General features: G+C 48.6%; 18 protein-coding genes and 1 pseudogene. 2 read left to right on the plus strand and 17 right to left on the minus strand.

Going from position 1 to position 23,808, the window contains the following annotated elements; translation table 11 throughout:
* The 9 genes from ACTJJJ_RS28615 to ACTJJJ_RS28655 form a co-directional block, all read right to left on the minus strand.
* Nucleotides 1-3,378, minus strand: coding sequence for a TonB-dependent receptor (locus tag ACTJJJ_RS28615; protein ID WP_426293850.1), 3,378 nt, complete (start codon nucleotides 3,376-3,378; stop codon nucleotides 1-3).
* 53 nt (nucleotides 3,379-3,431) lie between these two features.
* Complete coding sequence (locus tag ACTJJJ_RS28620) at nucleotides 3,432-4,397, minus strand: FecR family protein (protein ID WP_426293849.1); 966 nt, start codon at nucleotides 4,395-4,397, stop codon at nucleotides 3,432-3,434.
* A gap of 100 nt (nucleotides 4,398-4,497) precedes the next feature.
* Complete coding sequence (locus ACTJJJ_RS28625) at nucleotides 4,498-5,091, minus strand: RNA polymerase sigma factor (RefSeq protein WP_426293848.1); 594 nt, start codon at nucleotides 5,089-5,091, stop codon at nucleotides 4,498-4,500.
* Between the two features lie 419 nt (nucleotides 5,092-5,510).
* On the minus strand, nucleotides 5,511-5,891 hold the full coding sequence (locus ACTJJJ_RS28630; protein ID WP_426293847.1) for a hypothetical protein: 381 nt from the start codon (nucleotides 5,889-5,891) through the stop codon (nucleotides 5,511-5,513).
* A 27-nt stretch (nucleotides 5,892-5,918) separates the two neighbouring features.
* The gene (locus ACTJJJ_RS28635; protein ID WP_426293846.1) at nucleotides 5,919-6,755 is read right to left on the minus strand and encodes a molybdopterin-dependent oxidoreductase; all 837 of its coding nucleotides are present in this window, start codon (nucleotides 6,753-6,755) and stop codon (nucleotides 5,919-5,921) included.
* A gap of 251 nt (nucleotides 6,756-7,006) precedes the next feature.
* Nucleotides 7,007-8,311 (minus strand): hypothetical protein, encoded by a 1,305-nt coding sequence (locus ACTJJJ_RS28640; RefSeq protein WP_426293845.1) that lies wholly within the window; start codon nucleotides 8,309-8,311, stop codon nucleotides 7,007-7,009.
* A 12-nt stretch (nucleotides 8,312-8,323) separates the two neighbouring features.
* Nucleotides 8,324-9,322 (minus strand): hypothetical protein, encoded by a 999-nt coding sequence (locus ACTJJJ_RS28645; protein WP_426293844.1) that lies wholly within the window; start codon nucleotides 9,320-9,322, stop codon nucleotides 8,324-8,326.
* Complete coding sequence (locus ACTJJJ_RS28650) at nucleotides 9,319-9,732, minus strand: rhodanese-like domain-containing protein (RefSeq protein WP_426293843.1); 414 nt, start codon at nucleotides 9,730-9,732, stop codon at nucleotides 9,319-9,321. The genes ACTJJJ_RS28645 and ACTJJJ_RS28650 overlap by 4 nt, the downstream gene beginning before the upstream one ends.
* A 362-nt stretch (nucleotides 9,733-10,094) precedes the next feature.
* Entirely contained in the window at nucleotides 10,095-10,268 is a 174-nt protein-coding gene (locus ACTJJJ_RS28655; protein ID WP_426293842.1) for a hypothetical protein, read from the minus strand.
* A 768-nt stretch (nucleotides 10,269-11,036) separates the two neighbouring features.
* Between ACTJJJ_RS28655 and ACTJJJ_RS28660 the strand changes: the two genes are divergently transcribed.
* Both ACTJJJ_RS28660 and ACTJJJ_RS28665 read left to right on the plus strand, forming a co-directional pair.
* Entirely contained in the window at nucleotides 11,037-12,311 is a 1,275-nt protein-coding gene (locus ACTJJJ_RS28660) for an alpha/beta hydrolase-fold protein (RefSeq protein WP_426293841.1), read from the plus strand.
* Nucleotides 12,312-12,747: 436 nt separating this feature from the next.
* Entirely contained in the window at nucleotides 12,748-13,314 is a 567-nt protein-coding gene (locus ACTJJJ_RS28665) for a hypothetical protein (RefSeq protein ID WP_426293840.1), read from the plus strand.
* Nucleotides 13,315-13,544: 230 nt separating this feature from the next.
* Here the strand turns inward: ACTJJJ_RS28665 and ACTJJJ_RS28670 are convergent, their stop codons facing one another.
* From ACTJJJ_RS28670 to ACTJJJ_RS28705, 8 genes and pseudogenes are all read right to left on the minus strand, one after another.
* Nucleotides 13,545-14,009, minus strand: a complete 465-nt coding sequence (locus ACTJJJ_RS28670; RefSeq protein ID WP_426293839.1) for a hypothetical protein — start codon at nucleotides 14,007-14,009, stop codon at nucleotides 13,545-13,547.
* A gap of 195 nt (nucleotides 14,010-14,204) precedes the next feature.
* A pseudogene (locus ACTJJJ_RS28675) lies at nucleotides 14,205-15,579 on the minus strand (IS3 family transposase).
* 223 nt (nucleotides 15,580-15,802) lie between these two features.
* A complete protein-coding gene (locus tag ACTJJJ_RS28680; protein WP_426293838.1) occupies nucleotides 15,803-16,147 on the minus strand; it encodes a carboxymuconolactone decarboxylase family protein in 345 nt (114 codons plus the stop codon).
* 231 nt (nucleotides 16,148-16,378) lie between these two features.
* Nucleotides 16,379-16,759, minus strand: coding sequence for a hypothetical protein (locus tag ACTJJJ_RS28685; RefSeq protein WP_426293837.1), 381 nt, complete (start codon nucleotides 16,757-16,759; stop codon nucleotides 16,379-16,381).
* 747 nt (nucleotides 16,760-17,506) lie between these two features.
* Nucleotides 17,507-18,121 (minus strand): TetR/AcrR family transcriptional regulator, encoded by a 615-nt coding sequence (locus tag ACTJJJ_RS28690; protein ID WP_426293836.1) that lies wholly within the window; start codon nucleotides 18,119-18,121, stop codon nucleotides 17,507-17,509.
* 135 nt (nucleotides 18,122-18,256) lie between these two features.
* On the minus strand, nucleotides 18,257-21,310 hold the full coding sequence (locus ACTJJJ_RS28695; protein ID WP_426293835.1) for an efflux RND transporter permease subunit: 3,054 nt from the start codon (nucleotides 21,308-21,310) through the stop codon (nucleotides 18,257-18,259).
* Nucleotides 21,311-21,322: 12 nt separating this feature from the next.
* Entirely contained in the window at nucleotides 21,323-22,372 is a 1,050-nt protein-coding gene (locus ACTJJJ_RS28700; protein ID WP_426293834.1) for an efflux RND transporter periplasmic adaptor subunit, read from the minus strand.
* Nucleotides 22,373-22,376: 4 nt separating this feature from the next.
* Entirely contained in the window at nucleotides 22,377-23,741 is a 1,365-nt protein-coding gene (locus ACTJJJ_RS28705) for a TolC family protein (protein WP_188927948.1), read from the minus strand.
* Between the last annotated feature and the right edge of the window lie 67 nt (nucleotides 23,742-23,808).

Genomic DNA, 23,808 nt, shown 5'->3' on the forward strand with positions numbered 1-23,808 from the left:
TTAGAAAGTAAGATTGATACCGAACTCGATCGTGCGCGGGTGCGGAGGCATGGAGAAATCGAGCCCCTGCACGGTAGCATTGGCCGTGTCCTGCGCCGTGTTGATTTCCGGGTCCGGGCCCGAATATTTGGTAAATGTGAGCAGGTTGGTCGCATTCACGTAAACCTTCGCATTGTCGATCCGGACCTTCGAAAGCCAGTTTTTAGGCAAGAAATAGCCCAGGTAGGCGCTGCGGAGGCGGATAAACGAGCCGTCTTCCATAAACCGGCTGCTTTCGAAGTTATGGTTGTAGCTGCCATCCTCGTTGGGCAGAATGGTCACACGCGGGATGTCGGTAACGTCGCCCGGTTTCTCCCAGCGATCCAGCATGCTCGCCAGCATTGACCACGACGTTCCCCGCGAGCCGGCATGCTCCTGGAAGTAGCGGTTCATGTTGAACACCTTGTTGCCTTGCGAGAAATAGAAATTCACCGAGAAGTCGAAGCTCTTGAAACGCACCGAATTCCGCAGGCTTCCATAGTAAGCGGGCCATGCATTGCCTACGATCTGGCGGTCGGCGGTGGTGATACGGCCGTCGCCGGTGCGGGAATCGTCGTACACGGCATTACCCGTTTGCGGGTCCACGTAAAGCTGCTTGTAGAGCCAGAAAGAATACATCGGTGAACCTTGTTCCAGGCGCACCCAGTCACGGTTGTATTGGGTAAATGAAATGGGCAGTTTTTCGATGCGGTTCGCATTGTGCGCCACGTTGAAGCTGGTCGTCCACTCCCAATTTTTGTTGGATATATTCGTCGAGGTGATCTGGAACTCAAAACCTTTGTTGCTCATTTCGCCCAGGTTCTGGTAGGACGACGAGAAACCGGTTTTAGCAGGCGTAGGCACAGAAAGCAGCAGATCGGTGGTGTACTTGTTATACACATCGAATTCAAATTTCAACCGGTTGTTGGCAATGCCGCCTTCGAGGCCGATGTTCCATTGACGCGTCGTCTCCCACTTCAAACCACCGTTACCCAGCTGGGCCGGCGCGACGCCGGGCTTGTCGAGGTAGTTGTTACCGCCCGACCAAAGGCCCAGCGATGCAAAATCCGGAATGCTCTGGTTACCCGTCCAACCGATGCTCGCTTTCAGTTTCAAATCGTTCAGGAACGTCACATTGTCTTTCACGAAATCCTCTTGCCCGATCCGCCAGGAAGCGCCCACCGAGGGGAATGTTCCCCAGCGGTAATCGGCCCCGAAGCGCGAAGAGGCGTCGCTGCGGACGTTTACATCCACGCTATACTTGTTGTCGAAACTATAATTCGCACCCCCGAAATAGGAAATCAGGCCCGAGTTGGTCACGCCGGTGTTGGTACCGGTGGTAATGGCCGCAGCCGAAATGGTCGTAAACTGCGTGCTCGGGAAGTTGGTGCCCGTGATAACCGAACGCTGGAACTGATTCTTTTGCAAGGTGTTACCCAAAAATACCGACAAGAAATGCCGCTCGCCCAATGGAGCCGTGTAATTCAAAAGCTGCTCGGCGATCCAGGTGCGGTCGAGGGTGGTAGCATCGGTGGCGCTGCCGTTCGAGGCTTTTCCTTCCGTCAGGTTAGCATTGTAATAAACGGCTTCCTTATAATAATTGTCGTCGAGGCTCCAAGAGCTTTTAAAGGTCAGGTCGTTGGTAATGTTCCATTTGAAATACCCATTGGCGATCAAATGCTTGCCGTATGCGTAGTTATTGCTGTTTTCAAACAACACATAAGGATTGTTGAAACGCTCGCTGCGGTTGTAGGAGCCGTCGGCGGCGAAAAGCGGGGTCAATGTGGGCGTGTGCAGACCGGTGTTCAGTATTCCACCCGTGTCGCCCGTGCGTGCAAGCTGGCGTTTGGTCGCACTGTAAGATGTGCTGACCCCGATCTGCACCTTGCTGTTGATATTGTGATCGACATTGATCCGGAAGCCCAGCCGGCGGAAATCCTGCAATTTCAGGATGGAATTCTGGTTCGTCACCTCGCCGCCAAGATAGAACTGCGTCTTGTCATTCCCGCCGGTGACCGACAAATTGTTGGATTGTTGAATAGCTGTGCGAAACACCAGGTTCAGGCGATCGTAAGTGCCCTGATCCTCGGGGTTCCCCTGCCCGCCTTCGCTCACCGGCCTGAATGGCCGCGTCGCAGCCGGGTTACCGTCGTTGATCCACTGCTCGTTCATGATCTGCGCGTGCTGCGGGCCGGTGGTAAGGTCCCACAGCTTGGGCGCTTTAGCGATACCGAGCGAAGTATTGAAGGACACTTTCGTCCTTCCGCCTTTCGCACCGCGTTTAGTCGTGATCAGGATCACGCCATTGGCACCCCGCGCGCCGTAGATGGCGGTCGCATTGGCGTCTTTGAGCACTTCGATGTTCTCGATGTCGGCGGGGTTAATGTCGGCCAGCGGGTTGGTGGTTTGCCCGCCCGTGCGCACGCCCTGCAACGATTGGCTGTTGATAAAAACGCCGTCGATCACATACAATGGGTCGTTACCCGCATTAATGGACGTCGCCCCGCGCAGGCGCACGAGCACGCTCCCGCCCTCCACGCCCGAGTTGGACGAAATCTGCAAGCCGGGTGTAAGCCCCTGGATTTTTTCACTGAAACTCACCCCGTGCTGGTTGGTAATCTCACCACCCCTGATATTCGAAATGGCGCCCGTCGCCGCACCTTTTTTCAGCTGCGTGTAACCTACCACCACGATTTCGTTCAGCTGCTTCTCCGACGATTCGAGATGTATTTCAAAAAACCTGCGACTGCCCAACGGAATCTCCTGCGTTTGGAAACCCACGAAAGAGAATACCAGCACCGGATTGTCTCCTGCCGCCGGCTCCGGCACGTCCAGCTGGAAACCACCCTCGATATTGGTGGAAGTACCGATGCTCGTGCCCTTCAAAACGATGTTCACACCGGGAATCCCCTCACCCTTGTCATCGGTGATCTTGCCGGTGACCTTCCGCAATGGCTGGTTCGCACCGGTCTGGGTCGTGGGCGCAACGGCCCTCACGCCGCGCTCTACGAGTACGATTTTGCCGTTCTGCTCCTGGTAATCCAGGTTGGTATTTTTCAAAACTTTGGCTAAAACCTTCGCCAACGTCTCGTTACCGGCTGATAAACTTAGTTTAGTATATGGACTAACTAGTCTTTCAGAGTAAACAAAAACGACCCCGCTTTTTGCCTGTATTAAATCCAAGATTTCTTTCAGCGATTTCTTCTCGACCTTCACCGAAATCTTGATCTCCTTAATAGAACTGTCGGTAAGCGCAAAGCCCGGGAGCGACGCACCTATGCCACCCAGCAGCATGACAGTCAATGAAATATAACGCAGCCAGGCTCGTCCCGACGGCTTTTTTCGCATAGTTTTCCTCATGTCCGTAAATGCGGGTTAAATGATAATGATTATGTTCTGTAAAATGGTTGGTGCTATCGCGGGGCAAGCGTTATGGTCTTGCCGGATCTGGTATAAGTCAGGTTTTCGGCCAGGCAAAGCACTTCGAGAATGTCGTCCAGCTGCTCCGTCGCCCCGAAACCCGCGCTGAACCGCAGGTCGCCGATCGCCCTGTCGTGAAAGCGGATCGTCGTATCGAAACGGTTCTCGAGGGTCAATGCAATCGCTTGAAGACTTTCATTATTAAACTTTAATTTACCTTCCGTCCAGCCGATGAAATCCGCCGCATTCACGTCCGCCCGATGGAATGTGGTATTGTCAAAACTAGCCTGCTGGTTTTTGACCAGCATTACCGCGTCTTTCGGGCCGTTGCCGGAGGCCGTTACCCCTACCTTGCCACGCATGACGATGACCTTGGTTTCCGGTAGCGAGCGGTATGCTTTCACTGCGAATGCGGTACCCAGTACAGTCGTCTTCGTTTTGCCCGCGTAGACGATAAACGGCGTGGCAGGATCGTGTTTAACATCAAAGTATGCCTCGCCCTCATCGAGGTACACTTCCCGCAATGCGTCGCCGAATGCACTGGAATACCGAAGCCTGCTGGCCGCATTGAGCCAAACCTGGGAACCGTCGGGTAATGATAGCTTTCGCAATTCCCCATTTCGCGTCGCTACTGCCCGGTAATCTACCGCACTCGCAGTCCGTTCCTGCCGGGCCTGATTGCTGCGATAAATCAGAAATGAAAGGCCCAACACGAAGATCACGCTGGCCGCAGCCACGAGCGGATGCCGGAGCCAATGGCGTTGGGCAGCTTTTTGGCCGGCAATGTTTCGTTTGATCTGCTTCCAGGTCGCGGTATGCCGGTTTTTCAGGTCTGCCTGTACAGTGCCCTGCTGCCTGGCATTTTCCAGATACCATTGCTCCACCCAGGATCGCTCCTCCGGCGTGCAGCGGCCTTCCCGGTATTTTTGCAACAGCTTTCTTGTGTCCTGCTTATTCATCGGTGGTAAGACAGCCCGGAAGCGGTTTGGGAGTACGCGAAGGTGATTTTTTTGAACAAATTTTCTTAAACAAAATACAAAACACTGATTATCAAGTAGGTTAATGAATCAACTGCGCGTAAGCTTCAAGCAGCAGAAAGCCATAGGAGATTTTCAGTTTCAGGATTTTCAATGCTTTACTAACCTGCTTTTTAACCGTCTTGTCGGAAACGGAAAGCATCTCGGCAATCTCCCGGTGCGACAGGTTTTCGCGCCGGCTCAATTCGAAGATTTCCCGCATTTTGGGCGGCATTTGGCTTATCTCCGCGTCGATGATCTCTGCCAGCTCCTTCTCAATCACCAACTCATCCACAGATGCTTCCACCGTAGCAAGATAATGCCCCAACGACTCGACATAATGGTCGTGGACGCGGTTGTGCTCAAAGACGTTCAGCACCCGGTTACGCGTGGACGCATACAGGTAAGCCGACAAGCTGGTGGTCAGATCGAGTTCGCGGCCTTTGGTCCAAAACGCCGTAAAAAGCTCTTGAATGAGGTCCTGGGCTTCGTCCGGATCGCGCAGCATTTTCAGGGCGTGCGGGTAGAGCCGCGGGAAATAGCGGTTGTAGATCGCCTCGAACGCAGCCTCTGAGCCGTGCTGGAACTCGGTCAGCAGCTGCCGGTCGGATGGTGCTTCTTTCAATAGCGCGCTCATGGCCGGGTGCATTGTTTAATAGGTTGCATGAAAGGCTCCCGCATGTTGAAATAGCTGCCGCTGGGCTGCCACCGGTTTGCTATATACGCTACAAAGAAACAGGCGGGATTGTGCACATACGTATTGCGATTGAAAGGAGAAAAGCAAGCTTGACCACCTTCGAAATGTGCACTACGGAGCCCCGTGACGAAAAGAAATGCTTTCACGGCAGTGACAGATTAGTAAATCGATTTATTGGTGGTAATAAATTCGAAGATATACTCTATTAATTTGATAGACAAAGTAAACTATGAAAGATCCGAAATGCAAACTATTTATTAATTTTTTTAAAGAGCAGCCGTCGATCTCAAAGGTGTATCGTAGCGGAATGGACAATAGGCTCGATGTGGCCCTGGCCGAATTGTGGCCACTCAAAAAAGCTAGGTAGCCTTGAATAATACCTGGCCATCCGCCTGCAAATACCAGGCTGTGACGGGGTTGAAATGGTAACCCATGTTCCCGCCGCGAGCAGCCATAAGCTGCTTCAAAAACGGCTGCACATAACCGGTTTCATCCACCGTGCGGCTCATAATTTCGGTCGGCTTCCCATCCCAGTGCCATAAATACCGGAATGCGACAATCGCCTTGTCGAGCACCGGGTCCTGTAAGGCTGCATTTTGCCACGTTTTCCCGGTGTCAGTGCTCACCTCTACCCGGGCTACCCTACCCCGGCCACTCCACGCGATGCCCCGTATTTCGATCCAACCTTTTTCGACACTGGCCGGATAAGAAGGATAGGTAATGATCGAGCGGGCGTCCATCGTGAAGCTGAACTGGCGGATTTTACCTCAGCCCACTGCCTCGGTGTATTTAGATGTTTCTTCCCGCGTCATAAAGGGCGCGTCGGCCAACTCGATACGGCGTAGCCATTTCACATTCGCATTACCTTCCCAGCCGGGCAGGAAGAGACGAATCGGGTAACCCTGTTCCGGACGGAGCGCCTCACCATTTTGCCCGTAGGCGATGATGGCGTCGTCCCAGCCCTTGTGCACCGGAATGCTGCGGGTCATCACCGCCGCATCGCCCCCTTCGGCCAGAAACCAGGTGGCTTTCGGCTGCACACCTACTTCTCTGAAAATGGTAGACAACTTCACACCCGTCCATTCGCTCTGACTGGTGAGGCCGCAAATCTCCTGCGGACGTATTTTGCCGTCACTACTGCCGCGGTAGTTACCCGAGCATTCCAAAAATGCAATGCGGGATATGGACGGGAAGCGTTTCAGATCGGCTAATGTAAACACCATCGGCTTCTCCACCATTCCGTGAATAACCAGCTCATGTTTGGCGGGATCGATGGCTGGCACGCCGCCATGATGCCGCTCGTAATGCAGGTCCGAGGGTGTGAGCATGCCATGCAGGTCCTGTAAGGGCGTGCGCGAGGAAGTTTCGGAAAAAGTCTTGACCGGCTTTTCAAATGGGGACCGCGTGCCCAACGCGCCCGGCGGCACGCCCGGTACTTTGGTAGGATCGTCGGCTAGCTCCGAGGCCGTGAGCGCAGCCTGGAAAGCCTTGCCGCTAGTGGTTTGCACGAGTACCACGGAAGCCGCGGCGGCACCTGCCAGCAAGTTCCTCCGGCTCATTTTGCCGGAGGTAATCAGGGTCTTTTTATCGTCGGGTCGATGCATGGTTATCTGATTTCGGGGCCATCCTTTCGGTCGTCGGGTATGAACTGATCGCGGGCGGGCATTTGTATTTTCGGGAGGTTTCGGGCATTCAAAACCGCCGTCTCGTCCCAAAGGACGAAGAAAAGGTAAAAAATTATGTAAAGGCATATCAATCCAAGGAAGTGGAAGCAGCTGCGGCCAAGGTATTCCAGGGCGGCGCGATCAAAGGTTGGTGATTTGCTTGCACCTGATTTTACCGTGATAATCGTGCTTTATGGCTTCCCTCGCTGGTCACGGGCCAATTCCAACTCGATGGCATCTTTCACGGCATTCGCCATTTCTTCGAGCAGTTTAGGCGAAGTCGTCGACGCGTCATCCAGTGGCGTATGAAAAAGGGCGAATGAAGCGGTGCCCACAAGCCCGATGAATCTGGAATAGCCTTTTTGCTGCGCCACCACCAGTTCGCCGTAGGCTTTGTCGGGCGCTTTGTTGATCTTGACATTTTTAAATGCCTCGTCCAAAGGCTTCGAGAAATCACCCGAGTAGTAGACAATGCGGTTGCCGTCTGCTTCGGGTCGCTTTGCTACGCCTCCGGCGGTTTTGACATAATTATGAGTGGCGAAGCTGGCACCGAGGTGAAACCATAGCCGCACATCTTCGGGCTTGGGTGCCTTTTGATGCAGAAAAATGTGCGTGCCCTGGTGCTGGGCCAGTTCATGACCGGAATTGCCGGTAAAGATGAATTTGTAGGGCAATTTCTTCTCGGCTACCCATTTGGCCAATGCATTGAAGGTGGCAATGCCCGGACCACGTTCGCCGCCGCAGGTAAACCAACCGCTGATCGGCGTGGAGATGATCACCGTTTTTTCGCCGCTGCCGATGGTTCCCTGTATATTTCGCGCGGTCACTTCGCGAAGCTCGCCGCGAATGTTCAGCGATGCCGTGGCGCCGTCTTTGAGATGGGGTAAGTCTTTCGGCGCTAATTGTACCACCGGCACAGCCCAGCTATCCCCCGGCGACGTATTGATGGCTGCGATTTCCCCGGCCGCATTGTCCGCGATAAGAACAATGGCCTTCGCGCCGAGATCAATAAACTTTTTGATGACCTTCGCATTGTCCTGGTCGAGAAAGCTGAATGAGCGCTCCTTCGAAACCTGACTGATCCAGACAATCTTATCCTTAACGACCTCTGTGCCGTTCTGCGCATCGACAAGCGCACCGGTGAGTTGTACGTTCGGATTAGCGACCGGCCATACCGGGAATACTTCCAGTGCCTTGCCGCCAACAGTCAACTGCGTTTTTTCAGGAAAAAATTGTTTCACTGGAAAGGTCACATACTCAGTCTTGAAGCCATTTTTATCGAGAATGCCTTTGATCCATTCCGAGGTTTTGTTATCTCCTTCGGTGCCGGTGCGGTGGATGCCGAGTTTCACATAATGCACCACATCGGCATACAGCGCCGCGCCGTCGAACCGGTCGGCGAAGACGTAATGCTGGGCAGAGGTTTGGACATACAGCAGCAACAATGCCAGGAATATCACGAAGTTTTCTACGGGAGTTTGCTTTTTTCTTTCCACCGGGCCAGTGCGTTATTTTTTCAATTCACCAATTGCGATCCCGCTTTCGGCAGCCACCGAATAGAGCAGATACCATTTGCCGTTTTCTTCGAAAAAAGCCGGGTCTCTCAGCTCACGCAGGCGCTCGTGGGCAGCGCCCTCTTTGGAGACCGTCAGCGGAAGGTCGCTGCCTTCGTATTTCGTCTCAGGAATTGCTACTACCTGTGGTTCTGTGGGCTTCCAATTGTTCCAGTCACCGTTCAGATGGATTTTGGACAAATAAATCCGCTCGGGACTGTCGCCAATACGGGAATGGAAGACCCATAGCGTGTCGCCGGTCAATTTCACGGCGGCGTGCCGGAGCGTCGAGGCCGGTTGCTGGATCTTGTCGAAAGGATTGGGCCCGCGTTCGAATGCCTGGATACCATCGGGCGAACGCCATAAGATGCCAAGCCGGGAAATGGCATAATGCTGCCCCTTCCATTCAAAGACACGGAAATAGGATTCGCCGAGCTGCGTCGTTTCGGGTTTGAAATGAATGCCGTCTGCGGACGTCGCTCTGAGTGTGAGTTGTTTGTAATTGCGCTTGTCGGCCTTGTCGCCGCTGACGAATAACGGACAATGAAAGTACATTACCAGCTGCTTATTCACAGGATCGATGTGAAGATCCGGAGATGCGATGTGTCGTCCGGCTTTCAGTTCGTCCGCTTCGCCTTTGCAGGCACAGTCGTCCATTTTGAGTGTGCCGGGCTCGTATACTTTCCACGGGCCTTTCAGCTCGTCGGCAAAAGCAAGCCGGATATACGTCCCATTATGGTCGGCGAAGTACAGGTAGTATTTACCCAGGCGGCCGGTTACCCAGTCGGGAACTTTGATCAGCGACGGGCCATTGATATTCCTCCCGTGGTTACCAGACAGTAATTCGGGGCCGATAATGGGGTTTTGCTCAAAGCGCTGCAAGCGGATCTGCTGACCCGCCGCATTTTGCCCAATCAGAAACGCCAGCGACACTACGGCTAAAAGTCTCCTCATTTTTTGGACGCAGTGTTTTGAAGCTGCTCCGCAGGCAAGCCTTCCGCTTTTAGCTGCTCGAACCCGCCAATGTTGTAATATGACTGAAAATCCAGTGTTTGGAGCGTGTCCGCTGCTTTTCCGCTGCGGTTGCCTGAACGGCAGTAGAGGTATACCGGCTTGTTTTTGTCGAGTTTGGCGATTTGCGATTTGAAATCCGGGCTGTTGAAATTGATGTTTTGGGCGTACTTCAAATGTCCGCCGTCGAATTCCTCGGGCGTGCGCACATCTACCAGATAAGCCTTGCCGGCTTTGATTTTGGCTAGTGCCTGGTCATCGGCTTTCACGACGTTTTTAGGAGCCGCGTGCTGAGCTTGCGCAACGAGTGCCGATGCGAAGAACAGCATGATTAGAAAAGTGAACTTTCTCATGGAGTATAAATGGTCATAAAGTTTCAGGCAGTGAATGCGCTTTCGTGTCACTGGCGGGTCTCATTCTGGTGAGGAATGTAAATGCAGTGGCTGAAACGAAATCTGGTGGTGGCTGGTGGCCAAAACTATCAAAAACTATTTAATCTACCAATTTAATAGTTTAAAAATTTGGAAGCTTTGCAGCGAAGAACCGACCGCTCAAATGGATTGTGATATGAAAGAACAAAGCCAGGCAACCGCATGGATTACCTGGCTTTGACTTGTATACAGGGAGGGTCACCCCTTCATCCCCTCAACACGCTGGAAGAAAAACACCAGCTCCTTGAATGATGTAAAAATGTCCGCCGCGCGAGCATTGTAGCCTAGCTCGCGTTGCGAGAGCCTGCGCGGCCCGGCATATAACCCGTATAGATGTCCCAAAGGTCATCTATCCAGTTTGACGGGCTGCTTTGGGTTAGCAGCTCTGCCACTTCCCGGCCGAAGGCCAGGTGCCGCGAGTCCGGGGACTCGGTGGTGGTTGATAGTGTGTTGTTCATTTTACCTTTGATTTTAGGATAAAACGTGGGGCCCTGTTTTAGGTGTCCTAATGCTCAAAAAGCCAAGCATCCGGGGAGTTTTCACCGATCCCGCACCTTGCGCACAGTCACCAGTTTGGTTAGGCTACTTATCAAGCCATAAATGTCCATAATCAAAAAGATTTGCCGCTCGCAACTACCTTCCTTTGCCATCACCAAGCAATGTACATACGAGTGCGTAAGTATAAAATAAAATCGGACAGGAGGTTGCACTTAACTCCAACCTTCTCGCAACGCCCGGAGTAGGGAAAAAGGTTTGGAGCCGGAAGAGCTACCAGGTTGTTGCTTGAATGCTTCATTGCCTGTTTTTAGCTCCCACAGTAATGGATCCCATTTCAACTCGTCTATTAAATAATGTAAAACGTTACTGCGTGTTGCAAGAAAATTCTTCCTTATCCATGAAGCGCGCGGATCCCGCCCATATTGTATTTTCAAATTTCGGTTGTATGCTCGTCGACTTGCCTGGGAACTATTGTTTTAATGTTTACTCTAATCTTACATAAAGCAGAAAGGTGCATATTTTCGGCAGTTTCCAGAGTATGAGGGCTTGAACTCCAAAAGTAGTGTAAACCAAAACGGAACCACGTCACACTTACAGATATCGAACGAGAGTTTGAACTAACACAACTAAAACTCTGCGTTATGGAAGCTAAAAACTTATAATCAATAGCCCACGTAACGATTCATCAGCATCCCTGTTTCAGTATTTCACCACTCTTTTTGCGACTTATGAAAATTACACTCTGGAATCCAATCCTATTATCGGTGTTTGCTACCTTATCCTATTTGGCACAAGCCCAAAACAACAACATCGTTATTGGCCACATCGACAGCCTCTCCTCAAAAATCCTCAACGAGAAACGTAAAATCTGGGTGCATGTCCCCGCTAGCTATCAAAATGAGGTGTATGCCAAACGACATTACCCGGTAGTTTATCTACTGGATGGAACCGATCACTTTTCGTCGGTGGTGGGCATGATTGAACAACTAAGTGCCGTCAATGGCAACACGATTTGCCCGGAGATGATCGTGGTGGGGATTCCCAATACCAACAGGCTGCGGGATCTAACACCCACACCGGGCGGCGGATTGATTCCATCGGCTGCCGACAGTATAAGACTGAAGAACTCGGGCGGAGGGGAAAAATTCACCGCCTTCATCGAACGCGAACTGATTCCTCACATTGACTCCCTGTATCCCACTGAGCCGTACAAAGTATTCATCGGGCATTCGCTGGGTGGGCTGATGGTTATCAACACGCTCATTCATCACCCAAACCTGTTCAACGCCTACGTGGCCATCGACCCGAGTATGTGGTGGGCTAATCAAAAGCTGCTTAATACCGCTAAGCAGGTTATAGCCAGCCAAAAGCATGCGGGGAAAGCCCTGTTTATCGGTGTCGCCAATACAATGGAGCCAGATATGGATACCTTACGGGTACAGGCGGATACGAGTGGCTCTACCAAACACATTCGCTCCATCTTAGCCCTGGATCGTTTGCTGAAGGCCAATGGACAAACAGGCTTACGCTACCAGGGGAAATACTACGGCCTCGAAGACCATAGCTCCGTGCCACTCATCACAGAATACGACGCGCTCCATTTCATTTTTGATTCCTACCGATTAAAGCTGACCGACCAAGACTATGAGGAAGACAATACCCTGCTAGCCGATAAAATAACAACCCATTTTACTGCCGCCACCAGGCAGTTGGGCTATAAGGTGAAGCCTCAGGAAAGTTTGGTCAATGAACTGGGCCATTATATGGTATCCCAGAAGAAGTTTAAAAAAGCAGAAAGTCTGTTCAAACTCAATGTGGCGAATTACCCAACCAGTTTCAACGCCTATGCCTCGTTTGGCGATTACTTTGTGGCCAAAAAAGACACCGCCAGTGCCATAGCAAATTTTCAGAAATCTCTTTCGCTGAAAGAAACGCTCACAACACGCAAAAAGCTGACGGCTCTTTTAGGTCGGGCCACCCCGGAACCGACAACGAAGAAATAATCCTTAAACTCCGGACAGATCAATCGGAGCGCTAGTTTCTCCTTTCCCTACGCACATCGCATCCGTACACATTTTAACGAAAGTTAAAAGCGCAAACGTTCTGGTCAAGCTGTTGCTGGCTTACCTCGGTAAAACTTACGGAAATCTATATGGCCAGGCGGGCTACCATCACCTGGCCCAAAGATGTGTACCGGAAAAAGGTGGCCTCCCTATTGGCCGCCCGGGGTGCACTTATTTTCTCAAGGTATTTGAAGCCATGGGGGCTGGTGACATGGAGGCTTGGAATCGGTGTGGTAGACGGGCAAGTCGCTTACCTTGGAACACATCAGTGGCTCATTTTAAGTAGTTGTTCAGGGTCTAGTCAGCAAGACCTGTGCCAAATCTTAAGGAGGCCTGTAAAAGCAACTAACTTTGTCAAACCCTAAATATTTTAACGATGGAAAATGACCCAATCGCCGACTTGGAAAAGATCAGAAAGGAACACGGTCGCCTGATTCAGGGTCTCGAGAAGATGGTGCTCAATTTTAGCGCCGTGCACAATATACGGTTCTGGTACGCCTGCCTGTCCAACTTTCCGGTTTCCGAAAACATCTATGAAGATCTCATGCAAATGGATGCCTATACGATGAGCATTATCATCTCTTACGGTCGCTTATTCGGCGAGGGCGACGGTGCTACAAAACTCGACAAGAATATTGTTCCGGAAAATCTTCGGGAGGTACATCAGGATATCCTTGATCTTAGACATTCCCGTTACGCCCATCATGGAAAGCACGATACGATTCAAATAAGCCTGGACTTGCAACCGATCGACTCGTCGATCTTGGTCACACCGCGCATGATCTTTGGAACCTACCTCGGCGCCCCTCCGCAATGGGCTCCACTTTTCGAGTGGCTCGATGGATATATGTATCATGCCCTCCACAAACGCCTGGAAATGCTGACCCTGAAAACCGGGCTGGAATGGAAAATAGAATCCGGACCGGAGCCTCGATGGGGATAAATCCTGACAAAGAGTGACAAAATTGCAAAAAACAACACCTGCAATAGGGTAAAAATATATACGGGTATGTATCGTCTTTTCATCGGCGTTCAAAATAAACAAGATCTCCTGACCCACAAGACGATAGAAATAATGCGAGAAACAACAATAGTAACTTGGCAATTTTCATGAGACAAGGGTGCTGGCTTTTTGCTGAAGTTCTTTCCGGTAAAATTTTGTTTAAGAGGCACTTAGTCTTCCATTATCCATTGAGACAGATCATCTACAGGTCTTGGCAGTCTCCCATGAAGCCACTCAGTCAACAAACCCGGTGAAAAATCCTGTTCTGTTGTCTCAATAACCCAGGACAAAAAATATTCTGGTCCCCCGTTCAGGTAAGGTGCTGGTGAAACAGGAAAAAAAATAGTCGGCAGGCGTTCGTCTATCGACAGGTAATTACATACACAACCAATTTCCTGGACAACTTGCCAGGCAAGCGGATGATTTATATCAATGCGAAACTTAGCCCACCAAAGGCCATTGTCATAATATCCAAAGCTGATGGCACTATCAACAGCTGGCACTCTTGTAAGATACCCTTTCAAAGGGTTAAAAACCCGTTCATCCATCTTTGCTTGATTTGCACGCAATATACGGGATGAAGTCTCGACCCGATTTTGATTACGTCCAGAAAAACACCATTTTGAAAAGCTCATGCTTATGCGCTCCTAACGCGCATAAGAGAGAAAGTAAGCGCGAGTCGCCTTCGATACACAATTGGCCTAATAACATGGATTACTGGAAAGAAATCGAAACACTAATTTCAGATTTGACCTCAACCAACCCAAATGAGGCTGAGGATGTATGTCTTCAAACTAACTTGGACAACAGCTTAGAGAGTATTTTCAGGTTTATAAAGCGATTAATTTTTGGTTTAGATACTGGATTTTGCGCTGCCTGAGGGTCTGAATTTTGATATGCTCCCTTCTTTTCAAAATGAGCTCACCCCGACCAAAATAGACGTCAGCAGGCGTCAGGTTATTCAAGGACTCATGGTAGCGCTGGTTGTTATAGCAGCCTACGAATTGACCGATCGCATCCCTAAAGCTGGTCTGGATGAAAGAAATTTTCGAGCTTGACCACATTTTTCATTGTTCTGTGATAGCGCTCAATTTTCCCCTGGGTCTGGGGATGGGCCGGTCTACCGTGCACTTGCTGCATTTGAAGCGTATTTTTTAGATAATCGCTCAATTCGCTGGATATGTAACACGCTCCGTTGTCTGAGAGTAACTTGGGTTTAACTTTAGTTTTAAAGCGAGCCTTTTTCACAGCAAGCTCAACAGTCCTTTTAACATCGTCGGCCTTCATACTGCTACACAACTTCCAGTGGATGATATACCGGCTATAATCGTCCAAAATCGTGCTTAGGTGATAATATCCCCAACCAACTACTTTGAAATATGTAAAGTCAGTCTGCCACATCTGGTGAACAAAAGCTGTTTTATCTTTGAATTGATCCGATGCGCCTATCAAAATATGGGTTGGGGCATTGATCAAACCACGTTCTTTGAGTATCCGGTAGACGCTTGATTAAGAAATGAATACCTGCTGCTCGTCAGTAATGTAATGGGCCAGTTCACGGGAAGACAGATCTGTTCTGTCCAGGGCTACCTGGACAACCAGGTCTTTCTGCTGTTGAGGGATGCTGTTCCATTGCCGGTTTGACGCTTTCTTAGTGCTCAAAAGGCCATCGTAGCCATGATCCAGGTATTTGCTATACCATTTATAAAACGTGCTTTTGGCAATACCAAACTCCTGCAACGTCTTTTTGACGCCCAGTTCGGATTGGGTTAAAGTCTGGATAATCTCGTATTTTTCTGATGCTAATAATCTCATAAATCTTCGGTATTTGAGGTTTAATCCAGCATCGTCAAACTTTTTTTTACAATATCATACCGCAAAAACAGATCTGCCACCATTTCTTTCAGTCGGGCGTTTTCCTTTCGTAGGTCACTGACTTCGTCGGTCGTGGCTTCACGCGTCAGGTCACCTTCGAGGCGCTTCTTGCAGGCTTCCAGAAACTCCTTGTCGCTTCGGCGATCCGATCCATTTGTAAAATTGAGATTCGTTGATCTGGTGTTTGCGGAACAACTCGGCGACCGAGATCTCCGCACGCAGCGCTTCCATCACGATCAGTACCTTCTGCTCGGCCGTGAAGAGCCGTCTGGTCTTGCGGCGAATGTCCTTAATGCAATTCTCAGGTGTAGGCTTTTTTGTGTTTCCCATGATTCAAAGTACTCATTTTTAGGAAAACACTCTCTTCACTTTCATTCAAAGTTGTCCACTTTTCGCTGACGATTTACAATCGGCCTCGCAAAAAGAGAAAGCGGCCGCCCGGAAAGAAATTCCCGGGTGGCTGCTGAGGAATAAAAAAAGACTAGATTATACCTCTAAGGTTAAATTCGTTTTAGTTATGTATGTTACATAAAAACGACTCACAACACCTCATCTACATTGTTTTTGCCTTGGCCTCTTCAAAGGCACGCATAGCAAAAAGTCCGTTACCTACGGCACCACCTGCCCGAAGGGCGGCTGCAATGAAAACAGTTTCAGCAATTTCCTCTCGTGTAGCACCTGCCTTGATCGCGTTTTCAATATGGGCTTCGATACAATAGGCGCATTGAGTCGTCAGAGCTACGGCTATGGACATTAACTCGCGATATTTCAGAGGGATTACTCCATCGCTGCGCTCAGCAGTATGTTTTAGGTTCAAAAATGCGGCAGCCTCTTTCTTTGCAGCATTGATCAGGGTTTCTGTGTATGCCCTGTCTTTGGGAGTTTGGTACTCGCTCATTAGAACTCTTAATTTTTAGTTTAAGAAAGTTACAAATCAAAGTAACTAAATTTCAAGTACTACTCGCAATTGTATGTACCATGTCGCCCTTGCAAAAAGAAAGCAGCGTACCGGGATTTGCTGAGGAATCAGAAGATAACCAGGTTATGCCTGGAAAGCTGACATTCGATTTAGTTTAGGGTTATTGCATAAAAAAGAGGCTGAAATGGCCAGTCACGGTCCCTGATTTATTTAATCGCCAGTGCCACGTTTTTGCACCTCGCGTACCAGACAGTAGAAATCTGGAATATCTTGATCTCGTGGGTTTCTATAATAGCCATCTTCGTCGTACCAAAAATCCTCCTCACTTCTAAAACGTTTTCTACCGGTGTCCGGGTCAATCTGCATTTCAATTATCTCAACGGTAGTTTTAAAACCGTTAGCAAAGACAAAATGAGGCTCCGCCACTTCATAAAACTTGCCGACTTCCAACTTTAAGGGCTCGCCCGGATCATCAACTTTGTTCGGAGGGTTCGGTGGCATATCGTCGTGTTTTATCACTACATCAACAACGGATTCGGTCGGTTCGAGATTGTAGGGGACGATCTTGAAGAAAGCTGAACGGAGTTTCAAAGAATATGATTACATCGTCACTTCGTTTACTACCAAAGAAAACAGCACCCGACGCATGAAAGGTCCGAACTCCCGTCTCCTCGCTTATTTTAAGATATTGATACGGCATGCAGACACTTCCGAATTATGCCGATCTTCCATCTCTACCCACATCGCGAAATGCATTGATGTTTGCTGGATCAACGCGTCAGCGTTTTCGCGCATGATGCTAGACCTTAACGAGTTGTTTGATCGCCCTGTTGGGATCAGAGTTAATTGAGCTTTATGCCTGTTCAATAGAATATCGCGGGCGGTGATCCTGTCGCTCATAAATTTGCTCCTTTCTGCCAATTGGCGATGTAGAATTTCAGATAGGGCGGCGTCTATGGCTAAATTAGTGAGATAGTCAGAATTGTGACAAATACCCTTCCAAATCAATTGCGATATCCAGGATAGGTTAACAGGTAAGCTTTTACAACTTTGCCATATTCTTCAGTGCTTCGCAGCTTCTTGTCAACAGACCAGCCTGATGTAGACTTAAAAAACCACGCCCCTGCGCACTTGCCTTAGGCGATTTGCGAACAACCATAGCCAATACGCGTTCGATTTTCAACAATGGAACCCCGATGCAACCCGCATAAAATGATCCATTTGAATTGGTTGACTTCCATCCATGATGGTAGTTCTCTTATCACACTCCTATGTGATGAATTTTACGTCGTACGCATCGTCCACACAAATATTTATGGAGTTGTATGAGAGAAAACCTCAATCTTGCATACTGCCTATATACGCATCCCAAACCTGATGCACAAAATCTAAAGTCAGCTGGTCAGAAGCACAAGTCATTGATAGCCGATTGTTGATATACGACGAAGTTAACCCATGGAGAATGCCCCAGAATTGCAATAATACCGTCACAGGATCCATGTATTTAACCTTGCCAGTTGATATACAACTGGTCATTATACCTAGCATAAAGGCGTAAGTCTCATGAAAATTTTTGAAAGGTTGCTCTTTTTCAACCCCTTCCATTGGTGAACGGAGCATAAACATCAGCTCATAATGTTTCGGATACATTACACCAAATTCAATATATGCTTTGCCGAGATTTTTTAATTTTAAATATGAATTTTCCTGTACTTGATTTGAGCATAGACATTTGAGCAGCATAGCAAAAGCCATTTTTTGCATGTCATACAGAATTGCATTTTTGCTTTGATAATGAAGATAGATCGTAGTGGGGCTATAATCTATCTTCTTCGCAATCTTACGCATAGTTGTATGCTCTGGCCCTTCTTGCAAATATAAATCCAAAGCTGCCTGTAGAATCAATTTCCTCATTGCTGTTCGCTCTCTGAATTTCCGTTCTGCTATTCCCATTCTAAAGATTAATTATCAAGGATACTTGTGATTTTTTGGAGTTAAGGTTCAGGCTTCCTAGACATTATGCACGTCCTGCTTTTTAAGAAGCCTTTTAAAGGCTGACAGAAATAAATTTCTATCAGCCCCTATCTATTATTCTTCCTCTTCCAAACTAGGAGGGATCAGCTTGTACATCACCGGCGTGACGATTCTTGAAAGTATTGTCGAGCTGATCAGTCCGCCGATCAGAACAATGGCAAGAGGTGCGATGAGCGGATTCGGGTTGAGTGCAATGGGCAGCAGCCCGCATATAGCTGTAATTGAAGTCAGTACCACTGGCAGAAAGCGCGTTTCACCTGCAATGGCAATGGCTTCATCGATACTATGTCCCTCGGCGCGCAGCTGATTAGTAAAATCAACAAGCAGTAATGAATTTTTAACCTGGATTCCCGAGAGCCCGATAAAACCGATTATGGAGACCAAAGACATCGGGTTGCCGGTCAAAAGCAACAAGGCCACACCGCCCAATATACCCAGTGGTATGATCGACAGTACGATGATAATCCCCTTGAAGTTTTTGAACTGCAACAGTAAAACCCCAATGAAAAGAAACGCACTCAATATGATCACCGACAGAAAATTTCCACCCAGCGCATCACCTTCTGATTCAGCCTCGCCGGATAATTTGTAATAATAGCCTGAGGGCAATTTTAGTTTGTCGAGCTGAGGTACAATGTCCTTCAATATATCGTTGGCCAGAAAATTGTCCTTTGTCAAGGAGGTTACTTTGGCAAAGCGTGATTTATTGAAATGGTTGATAGCTGTTGGAGATGTCTCAAAGGATACGGTGGCAATCTGGTCAATTTGCACCGGAGCGCCCTGGATACTGTTGACATATAGGTTTTTCAAAGCATCAAGGTTTGAAAACTTATCCCGGGGAAGCGTGATGACCACATTGCGCGAATCACCGCGGTCGTCTATATAATCGCCGACGTTTAATCCGGCGACAGCCATACGCACAACCTTGTCTACATCACTGGTAAGCACCCCCAGCGTCCTAGCTTTTTCCTTGTTAATCTTAATTTTCACATCCGATTTGTAGGCGTTCAACTCATTATTTATATAAAATGTGCCGGGATGTTTGCGCAAAATTTCTTCTACTTTAAACGAAAGGGACCGCAGCGTATCTTGGTTTTCTCCAAATACCCTTACGACGATATTCGCTTCAATAGGTGTTCCCTGCTCAAAGTCTTTCACCTCGATCCTGGCGTAGGGGAAATCCTTAAACTTGTTTCTGAGCCTTTTAATCAAATCGGTTTTTGCTCCGGGCGTTGCCTCTTCATCCATTTGTACAAATACCTGCGCAAAATCGGGCTTGATATCCTGCTGATGCACGTTATAGTAAATCTGCGGATTGCCTTTACCGACATTAGAGGTATAATAGACAATTTCCTTGTGCGTTTTCAGCTCATTCTCAACGAGCCTTGTCACACGGTCCGTTTCAGGGATATCAGCCTGAAGCGGCATTTTGACATTGACCAGAAACATGGGTTTTTCTGACGTGGGAAAAAGCTTAAAGCCTGCTAATGGAAAAAGCAAAAAAGCAAGCACGCTCAATGCGATGGACAGGCCAATGGTCACTTTCGGCCATTTCAAAGCTGCTGGCATCACCCCACGGTAGGAAAAACTTAGAAAGCTCTGCAATTTCCTAAGAAAGAAATTACCTTCTCCATTGGCATGCGTTTTCAATATCCGGCTACCAATGAAGGGTACCAGCGTAAGCGCAACGATCATTGAGGCAAGCACACTAGTCATTACCGCCATCGGCAAACTGCGGATAAAATCTCCGGCCACATCAGGCAAAAATGCAAGAGGCAGAAACGCAATCACCAAAGTCGCCGTGCATCCCACAACAGCCACGCCAATCTGCCGGGTACCTTTCAGTACTGCGTCCTTGATCGAGTGGCCTTCCCTGAGCCACCGCTCAATATTTTCCACCACCACAATACTGTCATCCACCAGTAGTCCCAGTGCCACAACGAGCCCCACGATACTTAGCTGATTCAGCGAATAACCCAGCGCGTTCAGGGCGATCAAACCTAAGGCCAGCGAAAGCGGAATGGAAATCATCACGATAAGCGAGGCGCGGAAACCCAAAGGCAGTAGCGTCACCACCACCAGAATGATTGCCAGAACAAAGTCGAAACCAAGGTGTCCCAACCGCCCGGCGACCATATCGGCCTGATCAAAATTTTTGACCATTTTGATGTTCTCAGGCAGGATTTTCTTGAATTCTTCGAGCACAGGCATGTACTCTTCCTTCACCGAACTGATGTTGATATTATCCTTCATTGCGGCCGTTACCAGTACACACCGGTGCCCGTTCAGGCGTGTGATGTGATTGACTGTGCCGTCTTTGTAGCCAACGCTGGCCACATCTTTCAGGTAAATAATTTTTCCATTCGCATTGTAAATGACTGTGTTAGCCACATCTTCCACGTTCTTAAACTTGCCACTGGTTTTTACATTGAACACTTTACTGTCCAGGTTGATGCTTCCACCGGGAATATCGGCTGCTTCACTTTGCAAGCTTCCCATCACCAGGTTCAGCGGTATTTTCAGCCTGGCAAGTTTATCGAGCTGCATATCGATCCGGATTTCCTGCTCAGGCATCCCGGCATATTTTACTTCTTTCAGATTGGTTATTTTTTCAAGCCTGGTTTTCAGTATGTCCGCCTGATCGCGCAGGGTTTTGGCTGAGGCGTTATTTGAAACCAGCGCGACCTGCAAAATCTTTACATCCGAGGAAGATATCTTTTCTGTCTTGATCAGGTAAATATCTTTGGGAAGCTCGCTGTTTTTCAGCGCATTTATTTCAGTTGATATCTCCTGGTATTTATTGTCTACATCAACACCGTATTTGAATTTGGGCTGGATTGCGGCTACACCATCTTCTACCGTGGTCAGTATCTTATCGATATTCTCTAACCCATATATTTTATTTTCGATGGGCTTTACCACCTGCTCTTCCATATCCTTAGGACTGGTCCCCGGGTAAATAACGGTAATCAGATATTGCGGGGGATGCGTAGTAGGGTCTTCGGATCTTGGCATGGTAAAAAGTGTAAGCAAACCAACGACCGCGACAAGAAGAAATATGACCAGGGTGAACTGGTAATTCTTGACGGAGAAATTTGTAATCTTCATGTTTTTAGCGATTTACTCAATAATTTTAATGACCGACTGCTCATTCAGGTAAGCGCTATTGGAAATAACTATTTTATCTACCCCGTCAAGTCCATCTTTTATATACACGTTCTCGTTGTCGAACCTGACAATACTTACCGGCAGTTTTTTGACTTTGTCTTTGCCAACTGCCGTGAATACAAACCCCTTCTCCCCATCGGCTTCCACCAGCGAGCCGTATGGGATCACAGTGGCACTTTCCTTTTGATTGGTCGCTATTTCTGCCTTTCCAAACATGCCGACGGCAGGAACCAGCTTGCCCAGTTTCAACTTTAACTCGATCTGAAAAGAGCCGATTTCCCTGTCTGCTGCTTGCAGTTTTCTCAGTACAGTGGCACTAAATATTTGTCCCGGAAAGCCATCCAGGGTCACTTTGGCATTTTGGCCGGTTTTTACCGCGGCCCATTCCCGGTCTGTTACACCCACTTTGAGCAGATAACCATTGTTTTGTTCGGCTGCATTGGTAAGCAGCACCGGCATGCCCCCGCCAATCACTTCACCTTCGTTTGCCATTTTTTTAGTCACAAATCCAGAAGATGCCGCGTAAATTTTCGAGTAACGCTCGTTAAAAGCGGTGGCCTCTCTGGATTTTTTGGCCACTTCCAGGGCGGTCAAAGTATTCTGCAACTGTTCCAGCGTAAAAACACTGTCTTTGTAAAGGTTGGAGGCCCGGTCATAATCGCGCTGCGCTTTGTTAACACCCAGGTCGGCCTGGGCCAGACCAGCCGATATCTCTGTCGTATTGAGCGTAGCCAACAACTGACCTTTTTTGAAAAACTGTCCTTCATCAACAAGGATCCGGCTAATAACCCCGCCAATCTTAAAGGCATAATTGGCCTCGTTTTCAGTGCTGACAAGGCCTGTTGCCTGAATAACATCAGGAACATTGAATGTAGACAATGGAGCTATCTTGACAGCAATGACATCTGGCTCGCCCAAGGGATTCGTATTTTTGTGCTCTTCTTTCTTACACGAGAATAAAAGCAATGCCGCTGCGGCGAGTGTTAATTGAAATGTTTTCATGTTTTTATGGTATGTTAAAACTGGCGTTCGCACGTTCAATGGCGGTATAAGAAGCCCAGGTGTCAAATAGTGCAATATTGGCTTGAAGCTGAGCATCAACCCACTGATTCTGGGCATCTAATAGCTCGATGTATATCGCCATTCCTTCCTTGTATAGCTTTGCGACATCGTTGTAGTAGGTCTGGCTTGTTTTTATTTGCGACTGGGCTGCCTGATATTGGGCGACTGCGCTTTGCATAGCAGCCTGCCGGACTTTAAGTTCTGTCAGTAATTGCTGCTGTACGTAATCGGTTTGGGTAATTATGGCTTGTTTGTCAGCCATGGTCTGTTTAATGCGGTAATTGTTTTTACCAGAAGAGAACACATTCCATTCCAGTGATACTCCCAGAAAGTAATAGCGGCTGTTTTGATTAAATTTCCAGTCAAATGCTTGCGAACCTAAATCTATATACGTACCTACTTTGGGAATGATATATGATTTGGCAAGCCCATTCAGATTTTGGTTAATCTCTTTTGAGATGCCAAGTTTTACCAGTTCCTCGCGGCCGTTAACATCACTGTTTTGCAGCAGGTCTTGGGCAGGCAGGTTTACAATCTCATCAACCAGGATGCTGTCCGTTAAAGGCCGGTTAAGCAGAAAATTAAAATAGTACCGGGCAGACTCTTCATTTTTTCCGGCTGTTGTAAGTGACGCATTGATTTTGGAGACCTCATTCTCGCTTCGGATGACTGCCGTCCGGTTGATCTTATCATTCCCATAAAGCTTTTTGTTAACCCGTTCGCCTTCCAACACCAGTTGCAGAAAAGTCTGGTAGATCCGAACCGCATTGGCTGCTTTCAGATAATTGTAGTATGCCGTTTTGATCTCCTTGACCAGCTCCCGTTTATAGAGCAGTACTTCCGTTTTTTGCAGGTCGACCTGCTGCGATTTGATCCGCTTATTGTAGGTAAGCTCTGCGTTCAGAATGGGCATGCTCGTTCTAAACTTAGCATCGTAGAAGTTGTCCGGGTTCAAAAGAATCCGTTCATTTTTAAGCTGAGGAAATGCGTCCGTGCTTGTAAGCTGGTTGAGCGTAGCATAAACCCCGTTCAGTAAATCACCGGTAGGAAAGTCAATCGTGCGGCCTCCACCTGCCTTCGTGTAGGCCGTCGAGAAGGTCACGCTGGGCAAAAACATGCTTTTTGCCTCGCCGAGCGCGTGGATATTCTTTTCAAGAATAAAACCCTGCTGTTTGATGCTCTGGTTCGAGGCGATACCTTGGCGAATGTACTCATCGAGTTGCCCCTGGGCATTTGCCAGGTGCGTGGCAAAAACCTGCGCCACCACCATTAAGACAACCCGGTAAAAGGTAGCTGATACTTGTCTCATTTTAATCACTGTTATAACTTTAAACGATGTTTAATAGCGGGGCAAAAAAATTTATCTTTTTTAGATT

The organism is Dyadobacter sp. 22481, assembly GCF_052044875.1.
Classification (GTDB): Bacteria; Bacteroidota; Bacteroidia; order Cytophagales; family Spirosomataceae; genus Dyadobacter; species Dyadobacter endophyticus.

Coding starts and splice junctions, on each gene's coding strand:
- ACTJJJ_RS28625 (WP_426293848.1), bottom strand. CDS start 5,091: ATGAGCGCGCTATTGAAAGAAGCACCATCCGACCGGCAGCTGCTGACC.
- ACTJJJ_RS28630 (WP_426293847.1), bottom strand. CDS start 5,891: ATGGACGCCCGCTCGATCATTACCTATCCTTCTTATCCGGCCAGTGTC.
- ACTJJJ_RS28645 (WP_426293844.1), bottom strand. CDS start 9,322: ATGAGGAGACTTTTAGCCGTAGTGTCGCTGGCGTTTCTGATTGGGCAA.
- ACTJJJ_RS28690 (WP_426293836.1), bottom strand. CDS start 18,121: ATGGGAATAGCAGAACGGAAATTCAGAGAGCGAACAGCAATGAGGAAA.
- ACTJJJ_RS28680 (WP_426293838.1), bottom strand. CDS start 16,147: ATGAGCGAGTACCAAACTCCCAAAGACAGGGCATACACAGAAACCCTG.
- ACTJJJ_RS28665 (WP_426293840.1), top strand. CDS start 12,748: ATGGAAAATGACCCAATCGCCGACTTGGAAAAGATCAGAAAGGAACAC.
- ACTJJJ_RS28620 (WP_426293849.1), bottom strand. CDS start 4,397: ATGAATAAGCAGGACACAAGAAAGCTGTTGCAAAAATACCGGGAAGGC.
- ACTJJJ_RS28700 (WP_426293834.1), bottom strand. CDS start 22,372: ATGAAAACATTTCAATTAACACTCGCCGCAGCGGCATTGCTTTTATTC.
- ACTJJJ_RS28615 (WP_426293850.1), bottom strand. CDS start 3,378: ATGAGGAAAACTATGCGAAAAAAGCCGTCGGGACGAGCCTGGCTGCGT.
- ACTJJJ_RS28650 (WP_426293843.1), bottom strand. CDS start 9,732: ATGAGAAAGTTCACTTTTCTAATCATGCTGTTCTTCGCATCGGCACTC.
- ACTJJJ_RS28670 (WP_426293839.1), bottom strand. CDS start 14,009: ATGAGCTTTTCAAAATGGTGTTTTTCTGGACGTAATCAAAATCGGGTC.
- ACTJJJ_RS28635 (WP_426293846.1), bottom strand. CDS start 6,755: ATGCATCGACCCGACGATAAAAAGACCCTGATTACCTCCGGCAAAATG.
- ACTJJJ_RS28660 (WP_426293841.1), top strand. CDS start 11,037: ATGAAAATTACACTCTGGAATCCAATCCTATTATCGGTGTTTGCTACC.
- ACTJJJ_RS28655 (WP_426293842.1), bottom strand. CDS start 10,268: ATGAACAACACACTATCAACCACCACCGAGTCCCCGGACTCGCGGCAC.
- ACTJJJ_RS28705 (WP_188927948.1), bottom strand. CDS start 23,741: ATGAGACAAGTATCAGCTACCTTTTACCGGGTTGTCTTAATGGTGGTG.
- ACTJJJ_RS28695 (WP_426293835.1), bottom strand. CDS start 21,310: ATGAAGATTACAAATTTCTCCGTCAAGAATTACCAGTTCACCCTGGTC.